The sequence below is a fragment of the Streptomyces sp. NBC_00086 genome, assembly GCF_026343255.1.
In the GTDB taxonomy this organism is placed as follows: domain Bacteria; phylum Actinomycetota; class Actinomycetes; order Streptomycetales; family Streptomycetaceae; genus Streptomyces.
Window position 1 is genome coordinate 5,394,991 of the sequence record NZ_JAPELZ010000001.1, and the last position, 13,468, is coordinate 5,408,458.

General features: G+C 73.1%; 11 protein-coding genes. 5 read left to right on the top strand and 6 right to left on the bottom strand.

All coding sequences use genetic code 11. The features are described from left to right. Positions 1 to 52: 52 nt before the first annotated feature. Positions 53 to 2,299, top strand: a complete 2,247-nt coding sequence (locus OG276_RS24240; RefSeq protein ID WP_266908689.1) for an MMPL family transporter — start codon at positions 53 to 55, stop codon at positions 2,297 to 2,299. A 44-nt stretch (positions 2,300 to 2,343) separates the two neighbouring features. On the opposite strand, the gene OG276_RS24245 is transcribed toward OG276_RS24240, so the two are convergent. The 4 genes from OG276_RS24245 to OG276_RS24260 all read right to left on the bottom strand — a co-directional run bounded on the left by OG276_RS24245 (position 2,344) and on the right by OG276_RS24260 (position 5,383). Continuing rightward, positions 2,344 to 2,544, bottom strand: a complete 201-nt coding sequence (locus OG276_RS24245) for an AlpA family transcriptional regulator (RefSeq protein ID WP_266908691.1) — start codon at positions 2,542 to 2,544, stop codon at positions 2,344 to 2,346. A gap of 245 nt (positions 2,545 to 2,789) precedes the next feature. Next, complete coding sequence (locus tag OG276_RS24250; RefSeq protein WP_266908693.1) at positions 2,790 to 3,326, bottom strand: GNAT family N-acetyltransferase; 537 nt, start codon at positions 3,324 to 3,326, stop codon at positions 2,790 to 2,792. A gap of 76 nt (positions 3,327 to 3,402) precedes the next feature. Continuing rightward, positions 3,403 to 4,416, bottom strand: coding sequence for a Gfo/Idh/MocA family protein (locus OG276_RS24255; protein ID WP_266908695.1), 1,014 nt, complete (start codon positions 4,414 to 4,416; stop codon positions 3,403 to 3,405). 52 nt (positions 4,417 to 4,468) lie between these two features. Further along, positions 4,469 to 5,383 carry a sugar phosphate isomerase/epimerase gene (locus tag OG276_RS24260; RefSeq protein WP_266908697.1) on the bottom strand — a complete coding sequence of 305 codons (915 nt, stop codon included), beginning with the start codon at positions 5,381 to 5,383 and terminating at the stop codon, positions 4,469 to 4,471. Between the two features lie 66 nt (positions 5,384 to 5,449). On the opposite strand from OG276_RS24260, the gene iolC reads away from it, so the two are divergent. Genes iolC through OG276_RS24280 form a run of 4 tightly spaced genes read left to right on the top strand, consistent with a single transcriptional unit; the run spans position 5,450 to position 10,947 of the window. After that, positions 5,450 to 6,430, top strand: a complete 981-nt coding sequence (gene iolC / locus OG276_RS24265; protein ID WP_266908699.1) for a 5-dehydro-2-deoxygluconokinase — start codon at positions 5,450 to 5,452, stop codon at positions 6,428 to 6,430. Positions 6,431 to 6,437: 7 nt separating this feature from the next. After that, a complete protein-coding gene (iolB, locus tag OG276_RS24270) occupies positions 6,438 to 7,544 on the top strand; it encodes a 5-deoxy-glucuronate isomerase (protein WP_266913074.1) in 1,107 nt (368 codons plus the stop codon). Then, positions 7,541 to 9,436: a 3D-(3,5/4)-trihydroxycyclohexane-1,2-dione acylhydrolase (decyclizing) gene (iolD, locus tag OG276_RS24275; protein ID WP_266908701.1), complete on the top strand. Its 1,896-nt coding sequence runs from the start codon at positions 7,541 to 7,543 to the stop codon at positions 9,434 to 9,436. Before iolB ends, iolD begins: the two co-directional genes overlap by 4 nt. A gap of 11 nt (positions 9,437 to 9,447) precedes the next feature. Continuing rightward, complete coding sequence (locus OG276_RS24280) at positions 9,448 to 10,947, top strand: CoA-acylating methylmalonate-semialdehyde dehydrogenase (RefSeq protein WP_266908703.1); 1,500 nt, start codon at positions 9,448 to 9,450, stop codon at positions 10,945 to 10,947. A 121-nt stretch (positions 10,948 to 11,068) separates the two neighbouring features. Here the strand turns inward: OG276_RS24280 and OG276_RS24285 are convergent, their stop codons facing one another. Next, positions 11,069 to 12,292, bottom strand: a complete 1,224-nt coding sequence (locus OG276_RS24285; RefSeq protein WP_266908705.1) for a hypothetical protein — start codon at positions 12,290 to 12,292, stop codon at positions 11,069 to 11,071. A 74-nt stretch (positions 12,293 to 12,366) separates the two neighbouring features. Continuing rightward, positions 12,367 to 13,386: a DUF916 domain-containing protein gene (locus OG276_RS24290; RefSeq protein ID WP_266908707.1), complete on the bottom strand. Its 1,020-nt coding sequence runs from the start codon at positions 13,384 to 13,386 to the stop codon at positions 12,367 to 12,369. Between the last annotated feature and the right edge of the window lie 82 nt (positions 13,387 to 13,468).

Genomic DNA, 13,468 nt, shown 5'->3' on the forward strand with positions numbered 1-13,468 from the left:
CGTGTTTGCCAGTCTAAGTGGCTTGGCAACACGGTGAAGGGGACACCGAGACATGTCCGAAGTCAAAAGACCGCCGTCGCCTGGGGAGGGCGGCCGGTGGACCGGGTTCGTCACCACACGGCCGAGGCTCTCGCTGCTGCTCGCCCTCGTGGTCACCGCCCTGGCCGTCTTCGCCGGCGGAGGCGTCGCCGACCGCCTGGGAAGCGGGGGCTGGGAGGATCCCGGCGCCCGCTCCACCTATGCCACCAAAGCCCTGGAGCGCGAGTTCCCCGGCTCCCAGCCCAACCTGCTGCTGCTCGTCGACGCCGGAGCCGCCGCCGGGACGGCCGGGGTGGACGACCCCGCCGTCGCCGCCGAGGCGGAGCGGCTGACCGCGCGGCTCGCCGCCGAGCAGGGGGTGACCGGCGTGGGTTCGTACTGGCGGACCGGGCTGCCCACCCTGCGCTCCGAGGACGGCCGGCAGGCCCTGATAGCCGCCCGCGTGCTGGGCGACGAGAAAGCGGCCAACGCCGTCCTGGAACGGATCACCCCGAGCTACCGCGGTGCGCACGGACCGGTGAAGGTCACCCTCGGCGGACCGGCCGCCGTCCAGCGCGAGGTGACCTCCACCATCCAGGAGGACCTGCTGCTCGCCGAGCTGATCGCCCTGCCCGTGACGCTCGTCCTGCTCGTCCTCGTCTTCGGCAGCGCCGTCGCGGCCCTGCTGCCCCTCGGTGTCGGCATCATCGCCATCATCGGAACCAACGCGGTGCTGCGCGGGCTCACCGAGATCACCGACGTCTCCGTCTTCGCGCAGAACCTGACCACCGCCCTCGGCCTCGGACTCGCCGTCGACTACGCCCTGTTCATCGTGCGCAGGTTCCGCGAGGAGCTGGCCGCCGGGCGCGACCCGGTCGCGGCCGTCGGGGTCACCCTGCGCACCGCCGGGCGGACGGTCCTGTTCTCGGCCCTGACCGTGGCCGTCGCGCTCTCGGCCATGCTCTTCTTCCCGATGTACTTCCTGCGCTCCTTCGCCTACGCCGGAGTCGCGGTGGTCCTGCTCGCCGCCGCGGCCGCGCTCATCGTGCTGCCCGCGGCGCTGGTGCTGCTGGGGGAGCGGGTCAACTCCTTCGACCTGCGCCGGCTGTGGCGCCGGACCGGACCGGCCGGGAGCGACCCGGCCCGGGCCGGGAGCGGGCGGGGCTGGGCCCGGCTGACGGACCTGGTGATGCGCCGGGCCCCGGTGTTCGCCGTGGCCACCACGGCCGGGCTGCTGCTCCTCGGACTGCCCTTCCTCGGCGTGAAGTTCGGCACCGTGGACGACCGGCAGCTGCCGGCGACCGCCGAATCGCACGTGGTGCAGCAGCACATCCGCGAAGGCTTCCCCGGCAGCCCCGGCGGAGCGCTGACCGTACTGACCGAGGGGGCCTCCGGCGCCGCCGATCTCGACGCCTACAAGCGGCGGGTGGAAGCCCTGCCCGGAGTGCTGGGGGTGGAGGGGCCGGTTCCTTCCGCCGCCGGTGGCGGATACGCCTACTTCTCGGTGCTCACCGAAGGCGAGGAGGTGGGACCACAGGCCCAGGACCTGGTGGGTCTGGTCCGGGCGGTGGACGCACCCTTCGACACCGCCGTGACCGGACAGGCCGCGGTGCTCGTCGACGCCCGCGACGCCATAGCCGAGGAACTGCCCTTGGCCCTGGGTGTCGTGGTGCTGGCCACGCTGCTCCTGGTCTTCCTGCTCACCGGAAGCCTGCTGATACCCGTCCAGGCCGTGCTGCTCAACGCACTGAGCCTGACCGCGATGTTCGGGGCCGTGGTGTGGGTGTTCCAGGAGGGCCACCTCTCCGGACTGCTCTCCTTCACCTCCACCGGAGACATCGAGACCACCCTGCCCGTGCTGATGTTCTGCATCGCCTTCGGACTCTCCATGGACTACGGGGTGTTCCTCATATCCCGGATCAAGGAGGAGTACGACCGGACCGGGGACCACGAGGGTGCGGTGCGCGCCGGGCTGACCCGCACGGGCGGACTGATCACCGCGGCCGCCGTGATCCTGGCGGTGGTGATGGTCGCCATCGGAAGCTCGCGGGTGACCAACACCAAGATGCTCGGCCTGGGAATCGCGCTGGCCGTGCTGATGGACGCGATGGTCGTGCGGAGCCTGCTGGTGCCGGCCGTGATGAAGCTGACCGGAAAGGCCACCTGGTGGGCGCCGGCGCCGCTGCGCAGACTGCACGAACGCTTCGGACTGAGCGAAGGGGAGCCGGCGCCGGCCGTCGAGCGGCCAGAGCCGGAGCCCGTGCCCGCCGGGAGCCGCTAGCGGACGGGGCCCGGGAGGGTCCCGCCCCTGGAACGGACGCCGCGTCAGTCCTCGCGGCGTCCGCGGTTGCCGGGCCTTCGCGCCACCCAGGCGCGGATGGTGTCGGCGTACCAGTAGGGCTTGCCGCCCTCCACGGTGTCGGGTGCGGGCAGCAGCCCGTGCTTGCGGTAGGAGCGCACCGTGTCCGGCTGGACCCGGATGTGAGCGGCGATCTCCTTGTACGACCACAGCTGTCGGTCGCTCATCCTCGACACCTCCTTGTCCACGCCGCGGGGCCGGCCGGGAGGCCGTCGGGGGAGCCGGCGCGTGGACACTGTCGATCACTCAGGTTGTGCCCGGGGAACGACGCAGGGTGATACCAGGGGAGGGCCTGTCGTCCGCCTGTGACGGAAGACCCGCGTAATGCGGACATGCGTGACACAAGGGCAACCCTCGTGACACGGGTGGCACATGGCGCGGGTGGCGCAGATGGTGCACCCGGGGTTCCGCGTCACATGGGCAGGGAGAGCAGTCGTACCGGCCCCGCAGGCCAGAGGGCGTCATCGCGCAAGGGGGTCACCATGGTGCGCAGCGGCATGGTGACCAAGCGGTCTTCGGGCTGCTCGACGAGGACCTGCTCGTCGAGCGGGTGCCATCCGAGGCGCTCGTAGAGCGCGACGAGCGGCGGCCGGCAGAACAGGAGCGCGTGCCGGGGGCCCATCGTGCGCGCGTGGTCGAGGGCGGCCGAGACGACGAGCCGGGCCAGACCGCGCCCGCGTACGTCGGGTGCGACGGCCACTCCTCCGACGCCCACCACCTCCGTCTCGGCGGCGCCGATCGCGACGGGCAGCCGCAGCAGGCCCGCGTGGGCCAGCAGGCGGTCTCCGTACCCGACGCCGAAGTGTTCCTCCTTGGGCAGCCAGGTCAAGCCGGCGGCGGCCACGCCGAAGGGGTCGGGGCCGCCGCCGAGGATCTCGTCCTGTTCCGTCTTGGTGTACCGGGCGAGCCGCATCGCGGTCGGGGCCGCGGGGGAAGGTATCTCGGACATTCCCCCATGATGACCCCGTCGTCCGGGAAACGGGCGAGGGGTGCGTCCTTCGGCCGGTGCGGGACCTTCGGGCGGATCAGCTGTAGAGGGACGGGCGTTGGGCCAGATCCACCGGGGTCCGTACGCCGCTGCGTGCCGCGGCGAGGCCCGCCTCGGAGACGGCCGACGCCGCGTAGCCGTCCCACGCGTCGGGACCGTCCACCCGGCCCAGCGCGGCCGCGGCGACCCAGCGGCGGAGCTGGCGGTCGTAGGCGTCGGCGAACCGCACCGTGAAGTCCTGGTCGATCTCCCCGCCCCAGCGGCCCGCCGACTGGACGACCATCGCGTGGCCGTCGCCGATCCGGGCGGTGCCGGCCTCGCCGACGGCCTCGCACTGCACCTGGTAGCCGAAGCCGCAGTTGACGAAGATCTCCACGTCGACCACGGCGCCTCCGGAGGTCTCCATGAGGACGAACCGGGGATCGCGCAGCCCTTCGGGGGCTGCCGAGGAGGGGGTCGGGGAGAGCACGGTCACCGCGGTGATCTCCTGGCCCAGCAGCCAGCGGGCCGCGTCCACCTCGTGCACCACCGAATCGCTGATCAGCATGTCGCTGGTGAAGAAGGACGGCGAGGAGGCGTTGCGGTGCCGGCAGTGCAGGAACAGCGGGCGCCCGATGCCGCCCGCGTCGAGCAGCTCCTTGAGCCGCGCGTACTCGGCGTCGTAGCGCCGCATGAAGCCGACCTGGACGAGCCGGCGGCCCAGCCGTGCCTCCGCCTCCATGATCCGCAGGGAGCCCGCCGGATCGGGGGTCAGCGGCTTCTCGCAGAGCACCGGCAGCCGCCGCTCCAGCGCGTGCAGGATCGCTTCCTCATGGGCGGGCCCGGGCGAGGCGATCAGTACGGCGTCCACCCCGGGCGCCGCTATCGCGGCCGCCGGATCGGTGTGCGCGCTCGCCCCCTCCAGACCGGACGCGACCTCCTTGACCCGGTCCCCGTCCGGGTCGGCCACGGCCACCACCCGGGCCCCGCCGACCGTCCGGCCGAAGCGGCGGACGTGGTCGGAGCCCATCTTCCCGGTACCGATGACGGCGATGCCGAGCGTGCTGGTCATGTCGTGTTCCTCCACGAGGGTGCGTAGGGCAGTTACGGTCATGGGGTCCGGTTCAGCGGGCGCCGCAGGAGCGCAGGTGGGCCCGGGTGCGGCGGGCGATCGGCAGCGGCCGGTCGGGCGGGCACGGGTACATGTCCTGCTCCACGATGGCGAACAGGTCCACGCCGAGCCGCTCGGCGGCCGCCAGCACCGGTTCCAGCGCGGGCACCCCCGCCGGCGGCTCGCACATCACCCCGCGGGCCACGGCCGGCCCGAAGGGGACCTGGTCCCGGACCACTTCGGCGAGGATCCGCGGATCGACCTGCTTGAGGTGGAGGTAGCCGATGCGCTCGCCGAAGGTCTCGATCGCCCGCACGCTGTCGCCGCCGCAGTACGCGTAGTGCCCGGTGTCCAGGCAGAGGGAGACCAGCGCCGGGTCCGTGGCGTCGAGGAAGCGGGCCACGTTCTCGGGAGTGTCGATGTGGGTGTCCGCGTGCGGGTGGACGACGATCCGCAGCCCGTACTCGTCCTGGACCCGCTTTCCCAGCCGCTCGGTCTGCGTGGTCAGTTCGTGCCAGGCCCCGGGGCCGAGGGTGCGGTCCTCCAGCACCTCGCCGGTCTTGTCGTCCCGCCAGAAGGAGGGGATCACCACGAGGTGCGCCGCGCCCATGGCCCGGGTGAGCTCCGCGATCCGCGACACGTGCTCCCAGGTGTCCTCCCACACGGCGGGCCCGTGATGGAGTCCGGTGAAGACGGTTCCCGCGGAGACCCGCAGGCCGCGCGCCCCGACCTCGTCGGCGAGCCGGACGGGATCGGTGGGGAGATAGCCGTAGGGGCCGAGCTCGATCCACTCGTACCCGGCTTCGGCGACCTCGTCGAGGAACCGCTCCCACGGGGTCTGCCGGGGATCGTCGGGGAACCAGACCCCCCACGAGTCCGGAGCCGAACCGACGCGGATACGGGTCAACGCGGTTGGTGAGGACGTCATACGGCCACCTTAGGGTGCGAGGCTCTTGGGTGCGGGGAGCACTCGGTCGTGAGGAATGGTGTGGTGATGACTGCGGATCCGTTGGCGTTCGACCTGATCACGATGGGGCGGATCGGGGTGGATCTCTACCCCTTGAAGACGGGCGTACCGCTCGGAGAAGCGGACACCTTCGGGAAGTTCCTGGGAGGTTCCCCCACCAACGTCGCCGTCGCGGCGGCCCGGCTGGGCCGGCGGACGGCGGTGATCACCCGGACCGGCGCGGACCCCTTCGGCGCGTATCTCCGGGCGGAGCTGCGCGGGTTCGGGGTGGACGACCGGTGGGCCGGGGAGGTGGCGGCCTATCCGACGCCGGTGACCTTCTGCGAGATCTTCCCGCCCGACGATTTCCCGCTGTACTTCTACCGGTACCCGAAGGCGCCCGACCTGGAGATCGCCGCGGACGAGCTCGACCTCGACGCGGTGCGGGCGGCGCGGGTGTTCTGGATGACCGGTACGGGGCTCAGCGCGGAGCCGAGCCGGACGGCCACCCTGGCCGCGCTGGAGGCACGCGGCAGGAGCCCGCTCACGGTGTTCGACCTGGACTGGCGGCCCATGCTGTGGCCCTCCGGGGAGGGGGGCGGGGCCGAGGGGCCCGGGGACCCGTACCGCCGGGCGCTGTCCCTCGCCACGGTGGCCGTGGGCAACGCCGAGGAGTGCGCGATCGCCACCGGCGAGACCGAGCCGTACGCGGCGGCGCGGGCACTGCTCGGCGCCGGGGTGGAGCTGGCGGTCGTGAAACGGGGCCCGGAGGGCGTGCTGGCCGTCCACCGCGACGGGACGGTGGTGGAGGCCGCGCCGGTGCCGGTGGCCGTCGTCAACGGGCTGGGCGCGGGCGATGCCTTCGGCGGGGCGCTGTGCCACGGGCTGCTCGCCGGATGGGAGTTGGATCGGGTCATCCGCTACGCGAACGCGGCCGGGGCCATCGTGGCCTCGCGGCTGGCGTGTTCGACGGCGATGCCGTTCGGAGAGGAAGTCGAGGAGGTGCTGGACCGTGCCGGTGGTGTCTGAGTGGGCGATGGACTGGACGAGGCTGCTCGTGCTCGATCTCGCGCCGGGGGAGACGTACGCGCACGCGTGCGGGGAGTCGGAGTGGATCGTCCTCCCGCTGGAGGGCGGCTGCGAGGTCCGCTGCGCGGAGCCGTTCCCCCACCCCGCCCCTTCCCGAAACCGGGGCTCCGCCCCGGACCCCGCGCCTCAAACGCCGGCGGGGCTCAAGGATCGGGGCTCCGGCCCGGACCCCGCGCCTCAAACGCCGGCGGGGCTCAGGGACCGGGGCTCCGGCCCGGACCCCGGCGCCTCGAACGCCGGCGAGGCTGGGGTGGCCACCGGCCCGCCAGGGGGCGCGATGGGTCACTCGCACGTGCAGCCTGACGCGGGCCGAAATCCAGCCCCTCCGGCGTTTGAGGAGCGGGGTCCGGGGCGGCGCCCCGGGAGCGGACCGCAGGTCTTGCGACTACGGGGGCGACGCGGGGTGTTCGACGGCCCCACCGACTTCGCCTACCTGCCCCGGGACGGGCAAGCCGAGGTCCTGTCCCCTGAGGGCGGCCGCTTCGCGCTCGTCGGCGCCCGCTGCGAGCAGCGGCTGCCCGCCCGGTACGGGCCCGCCGCCGGGGTCCCCGTAGAGCTCCGCGGAGGCGGACAGTGCTCCCGACAGGTCAACAACTTCGCCGCCGCCGGCGTCTTCGACTGCGACCGGCTCATCGCCGTGGAGGTGCTCACCCCCGGCGGCAACTGGTCCTCGTACCCGCCGCACAAGCACGACGAGCACCACCCCGGCGTGGAATCCCGGCTGGAGGAGATCTACTACTACGAGATCGCCCCGCACGGGGACACACCCGGCCTCGGCTATCAGCGTGTCAGCCCCTCCCCGGCGGGGAAGACCGACATCCTCACCGAGGTGAGGACCGGCGACGCGGTCCTCATCCCGGACGGCTGGCACGGTCCTTCCATCGCCGCGCCCGGCCACGACATGTACTACCTCAACGTCATGGCGGGACCCGGCGCGACCCGGGAGTGGCTCATCCGCGATCACCCCGATCACGGCTGGATCCGCTCCACCTGGACCGGTCAGGACCTCGACCCCCGGCTGCCCTTCCACCACCGAGCGGAGGACCCCGCATGACGCCGCAGCAGGCGACGCAGACCGTCCGGCTCACCGTCGCGCAGGCCCTCGTCCGCTTCCTCTCCCGGCAGTACACCGAGCGCGACGGACAGCGCCGCCGGCTCATCGCCGCCACCTGGGGGATCTTCGGGCACGGGAACGTCGCCGGGATCGGCCAGGCGCTGCTGGAGAGCGGTCGCGGGGAGATGCCGTTCCTGCAGGGCCGCAACGAGCAGGCCATGGTGCACGCCGCCGTCGGGTACGCCCGCCAGAGCGGGCGGCTGTCCGCGCACGCCGTCACCACCTCCATCGGCCCGGGCGCCACCAACCTCGTCACCGGGGCCGCCCTCGCCACCATCAACCGGATCCCGGTGCTCCTGCTGCCCGGGGACGCCTTCGCGACCCGGCCCGCCGACCCCGTCCTCCAGCAGCTGGAGGTCCCCCATGCGGGTGATGTCTCCGTCAACGACACCCTGCGCCCCGTCTCCCGCCATTTCGACCGCGTCACCCGTCCCGAAGCCCTGATCCCCGCCGCCCTGCAGGCCGTACGGGTCCTCACCGACCCCGTGAGCACCGGCGCCGTCACCCTCGCGCTGCCGCAGGACGTCCAGGCCGAGGCGTACGACTGGCCGGAGGAGTTCTTCGCCGAGCGGGTGTGGGGCGTACGCCGGCCCCGCCCCGACCGGACCGAGCTGGCGGCGGCCGCCCGCGCCGTACGGGGCTCCGCGCGGCCGCTGATCATCGCCGGCGGCGGGATCCGGCACAGCGCGGCGGGGGCGGCGCTCGCGGAGTTCGCGCAGGCCACCGGGATCCCGGTCGCCTCCACCCAGGCGGGCAAGGGGGTCCTGCCCTGGGACCACCCCGCCGACGTGGGCGGGATCGGGCACACCGGCACGGCCACCGCCGACGCGCTGGCCCGCGAAGCCGATCTGGTGATCGCCGCCGGGACCCGGCTCACCGATTTCACCACCGCCTCCGCGACGCTGTTCCAGCACCCCGGGGTGCGCTTCCTCGGGCTCAACCTCGACCCGTACGACGCCCACAAGCTCGCCGCCCGCCCCCTGGTCTGCGATGCGCGGGAGGGCCTGGAGGAACTCCGGGCCGCGGTCGCCGGGTACCGGGTGGACCCCCCGTACGAGACGGCGTACAAAGAAGGGAAGAGGGCGTGGGAGCGGCTGGTCGACCGGGCGTACGCGGCTCCCGACGAGGACGGCGTCCCGACGCAGGCACAGGTGCTGGGTCTGCTGGACGGCCTCGTCGACGGCGACGACATCCTGATCAATGCCGCCGGTTCGCTCCCCGGGGACCTGCACAAGCTGTGGCGGGCCCGCTCCGCGGACCAGTACCACGTCGAATACGGGTACTCCTGCATGGGCTACGAGATCCCCGCCGCGATCGGCACCGCCCTGGCCGCCCCCGGGCGGCCGGTGTGGGCGCTGGTCGGCGACGGGACGTACCTGATGAATCCGACCGAGATCGTCACCGCCGTGCAGGAAGGGATCCCGGTCAAGCTGGTGATCCTCGACAACCACGGGTACGCCTCGATCGGCGGCCTGTCGGACGCGGTGGGCGGCGAGGGGTTCGCCACCGCCTACCGCTTCCGGGCGGTGGACGGTTCGTACAGCGGTGCGCCCCTGCCGGTGGATCTCGCGGCCAACGCGGCTTCCCTCGGAATGGCCGTGATCCACCCCCGCACCATCGGTGACCTGCGCAAAGCCCTCGCCGAGGCGCGGTCGGCGGACCGTCCCACATGTGTCTACGTGCAGACCCGAACACCCGACACTGTGTCGGGCCCGCCCCCCGCACAGGCGTGGTGGGATGTCCCTGTGGCCGAGACCGCGACCCGTACGTCGGCGGCCAAGGCCCGAGAAGAGTACGACCGGCAAGCCGCGCAGCGACGTCGCCATCTGTGAAGGAGTTAGGCATGAAGACCGTCAACCACTGGATCGGTGGCAAGACCGTCGAGGGCGCGTCGGGCAACTACGGCCCGGTCACCGACCCGGCCACCGGCGAGGTCACCACCCAGGTCGCCCTCGCGTCCGCCGACGAGGTCGACGCGGCCGTACAGGTCGCCAAGGAGGCGTTCCTGTCCTGGGGGCAGTCCTCGCTGGCCGCCCGCACCAAGGTGCTGTTCGCCTACCGCGCCCTGCTGGACGCCAACCGCGACGCGATCGCCGACCTGATCGTCGCCGAGCACGGCAAGGTGCACTCCGACGCGCTGGGCGAGGTCGCCCGAGGCCTGGAGATCGTCGAGCTGGCCTGCGGGATCACCGTGCAGCTCAAGGGCGAGCTGTCCACCTCGGTCTCCAGCCGCGTGGACGTCTCCTCGATCCGCCAGCCGATCGGCGTGGTCGCGGGCATCACCCCGTTCAACTTCCCGGCGATGGTGCCGATGTGGATGTTCCCGCTGGCCGTGGCCTGCGGCAACACCTTCATCCTCAAGCCGAGCGAGAAGGACCCCTCGGCCTCCACGCTGCTGGCGCAGCTGGCGAGCCAGGCCGGTCTGCCGGCGGGCGTGCTGAACGTGGTCCACGGTGACAAGGTCGCCGTCGACGCGCTCCTCTCGCACCCCGACGTCGCGGCCGTCTCCTTCGTGGGCTCGACCCCGATCGCCCGCCACATCCACACCACCGCCTCCGCCAACGGCAAGCGCGTGCAGGCCCTGGGCGGCGCCAAGAACCACATGCTGGTGCTGCCGGACGCCGACCTGGACGCCGCCGCCGACGCGGCCGTCTCCGCCGCCTACGGCTCCGCCGGTGAGCGCTGCATGGCCATCTCGGCCGTGGTCGCCGTCGGTTCCATCGCCGACACCCTCGTGGACAAGATCCGCGAGCGCGCCGAGAAGATCAAGATCGGCCCCGGCAACGACCCGACCTCCGAGATGGGCCCGCTGATCACCGCGGCCCACCGCGACAAGGTCGCCTCGTACGTGACGGGCGCGGCCGCCCAGGGCGCCGACGTGGTCCTGGACGGCACCGGCTACACGGTGGAGGGCAACGAGAACGGCCACTGGATCGGCCTCTCGCTGCTGGACAACGTCAAGACCGACTCCGACGCCTACCGCGACGAGATCTTCGGCCCGGTGCTGTGCGTGCTGCGCGTGGACACCTACGAGGAGGGCGTGGCGCTCATGAACGCCTCGCCGTTCGGCAACGGCACCGCCATCTTCACCCGCGACGGCGGCGCCGCCCGCCGCTTCCAGCTGGAGATCGAGGCCGGCATGGTCGGCGTCAACGTGCCGATCCCGGTGCCGGTGGGCTACCACTCCTTCGGTGGCTGGAAGGACTCGCTCTTCGGCGACCTGCACATCTACGGCAACGACGGCATCCAGTTCTACACCCGGGGCAAGGTCGTCACGACCCGCTGGCCCGACCCGTCGGACGCCCCGGCCGGAGTCGACCTCGGCTTCCCGCGCAACCACTGACGGGAGTCCCCGGCCGCAGACCCGGCCGGGCGCACGCCTCGTAGGACCGCTCGCCCCCCGCAACCCTCACCGCGGGGGGCGAGCCCGTTTCCGGGCCGGCCCTGAAGCGGAGCGGCCGGGCTCAGAACAGCGACCAGACGTCCGCCGCCGCCGTGTGCGACCAGAGGGGGTCGCCGTGTCCGTACCCCGGGACGACGGCGAAGCGGACGCGGCGCGGCTGCGGGCCCTCGCCCGCCCGGATCAGCCGGGCGCCGCGCGTGTGGTCGCCGCGGCCCAGTTCGCTGTTGATCCACACCACTTCGGCGGAGATCCGCTCCCAGTCGATCGCGTACGTCTTCTCGTCGCCGGCCCAGACCGCGGCCAGGTCCCGCAGCAGGGCGTCCGGGATCAGCCCGCTGCCGAGGGCGGCGGTGGCCGCGTGCCAGGTGGCGAGCGTGGTGTGGGCGAGGCCGAAGCGGTCAGCGGCCGGGGTGGCCCCGAAGGAGTACGAGCCCGCGGCGTGGCCCTGCGTGTAGATCCAGTTCGCCGGGCCGGGCAGCAGGGAGGTGCGGACCAGGGCGAAGTGGGCGAGCCCGGCGTGGGTGAAGCGGAGCTCCGGGTCCGGGGGCCAGGGGACCTCCGAGGGGCCCGCCGGATCCGTGACGGCCCGGGCGAGCAGCCCCGCCAGACCCGGGTCCGTCGCGTACGTGCCCCGCTCGATCCGGGCCTCGTACGCGGCCTGGGTCTGGGCCGCCCGTACGGCCAGGTCGCCGGAGTAGGGGCCGGTCGTGTCCAGGGCCACCACCCGGGTCAGGCGGGGCGAGTCGTCGTGCGCGGCCGCGTCCAGGGCGAGCAGGGCCCCGGCGGAGTGGCCGACGTACTGGTACGGCAGCCCCAGCGCCCCGTCCAGCGCCTCCACGACGGAGGCCAGATCCCTGCGGTGCGCCGCGAGCCCCCAGTCGCGGCCGATGTCCCGCACGGTCGCGGCGTCCTCGCGCGCGGTGACGCCGACGACGATCAGGCCGTCGCGGCGCAGCCGGTGGGCGAGGTTCAGGTCGGACGGGGTGAAGAAGACGGAGCCGAAGTTCAGTCCGGCGCCCGGCAGGAGGTACGCGATCCCGCGCGGGGTGCGCCGGGTGTCCGCGATCACGTCCACCGTGACCGGGGCCGGACCGCCGTCGTCGAGCGGGAGCGTGAGCCGGATCCAGCCGTCGCCCGGGACGTACACCGCGGTGCCGGTGCCCAGCGTCCGTTCGACGAGGGAGAGCAGCCCGATCCCCGCGTCGGCGGGATCCCCGGGCCGGCCTGCGGGGACCGTTCCGTGCGCGGGCCGGCCGGGCTCCGCTTCGCCGTGCTGTCGTGCCATGTGTGGTGCCTCCCGGCGCCTGCCCCTGCCCGGGGATGGCCGAATGCCGTCCCCCTGGAGGACACCTTCTCCGATCAGCGGACTTCGGCCAAGTCCGGCGCGGGTTCCGGCTGTTCGGCGGCCGCCCGGCGGCGCCGGCGCAGTACCCGGACGGTGATGGCGGCGCCGGCCAGCACCAGGAGGGCGCCGAGTGCGGTCCACGGCACGGCGATGAGATCCGTAGCGGAGGAGGAGACGAGGTCGGGGTAGGCCGAGGCGCCGGCGGTGATGTCGACGGTGACCCAGTCCGACTGGGGCGCGTCCGCCCAGTCCTCGGTCAGCTCGATCCGCTGGCCCGGCAGCAGGACGAGCTTCAGTTCGCGGGCCGGCCGGTCCAGCACCCGGCGGCCGAACAGCCCCTCGGCGGAGACGGTCACCTTCGGCTCGACGACCACGTTGCCCCGGTTGACCAGGGAGTACGTGATCTTGGCGCGGGCGTCCTTGACCCAGGGCAGCAGCGGCGCCGCGCGGCTGATCTTCACGTCCTCCACGCTCAGCCCCGGGGTCACCGGCCCCGGGACCCGGAAGTACAGCCGGGCGCCCACCTGGCGTTTCACCCCGACCTGGACCTTGCCCTCCTGCTGGATGCCCTCCACGGCGGTGTTGAGGGCGACGATCCCGCCCACATGGTCACCGGGCGTCGCGTCCGCCGGGACCTTCACGGAGAACGGGAAGTCCTTGCGCCCCTTGGGCGGCACGGTGACGGTGTTCTTGGTCTCCGGCGGCAGCGCGACCCACGTGCCCACGTCCTTGGGCTTCGTCTCCACCGGCAGCAGCGCGAAGCCGCCGCCCACCGGGGTGTTTACGGCGTCCGTGGCGAATATCTGGAACGTCAGCTCCTTGTCGGAGGAGTTCACGATCGTCGCGCTGTCGCTGATGGTGGTGCCGGCCTCGCCCTGATGGAAGAAGTACGCGCGGTCGGTCATCGCCGCACCGGCCGGGGGTGTCGGGAAGACGCCCCAGGTGCCGTTGTCCGCGGCCGTCGCGGGGAGGGTGGGCAGCAACAGGGCGGCGAGGCCGAGGAGCAGGCCGAGGAGGAGGGTGCGGGTGCGCATGGGCGGTTCTCCAGTCGGGCCGGACGGGGAGGGGATGAGCGCTGGGCGAAGGGGGAGGTGCGCGGAAGGGTGGTGCGGCGAA

What these genes read in the sequence shown, in the direction of transcription:
- OG276_RS24240 (WP_266908689.1), top strand. Translation starts at nt 53, where the DNA reads ATGTCCGAAGTCAAAAGACCGCCGTCGCCTGGGGAGGGCGGCCGGTGG.
- OG276_RS24245 (WP_266908691.1), bottom strand. Translation starts at nt 2,544, where the DNA reads ATGAGCGACCGACAGCTGTGGTCGTACAAGGAGATCGCCGCTCACATC.
- OG276_RS24250 (WP_266908693.1), bottom strand. Translation starts at nt 3,326, where the DNA reads ATGTCCGAGATACCTTCCCCCGCGGCCCCGACCGCGATGCGGCTCGCC.
- OG276_RS24255 (WP_266908695.1), bottom strand. Translation starts at nt 4,416, where the DNA reads ATGACCAGCACGCTCGGCATCGCCGTCATCGGTACCGGGAAGATGGGC.
- OG276_RS24260 (WP_266908697.1), bottom strand. Translation starts at nt 5,383, where the DNA reads ATGACGTCCTCACCAACCGCGTTGACCCGTATCCGCGTCGGTTCGGCT.
- iolC (WP_266908699.1), top strand. Translation starts at nt 5,450, where the DNA reads ATGACTGCGGATCCGTTGGCGTTCGACCTGATCACGATGGGGCGGATC.
- iolB (WP_266913074.1), top strand. Translation starts at nt 6,438, where the DNA reads ATGGACTGGACGAGGCTGCTCGTGCTCGATCTCGCGCCGGGGGAGACG.
- iolD (WP_266908701.1), top strand. Translation starts at nt 7,541, where the DNA reads ATGACGCCGCAGCAGGCGACGCAGACCGTCCGGCTCACCGTCGCGCAG.
- OG276_RS24280 (WP_266908703.1), top strand. Translation starts at nt 9,448, where the DNA reads ATGAAGACCGTCAACCACTGGATCGGTGGCAAGACCGTCGAGGGCGCG.
- OG276_RS24285 (WP_266908705.1), bottom strand. Translation starts at nt 12,292, where the DNA reads ATGGCACGACAGCACGGCGAAGCGGAGCCCGGCCGGCCCGCGCACGGA.
- OG276_RS24290 (WP_266908707.1), bottom strand. Translation starts at nt 13,386, where the DNA reads ATGCGCACCCGCACCCTCCTCCTCGGCCTGCTCCTCGGCCTCGCCGCC.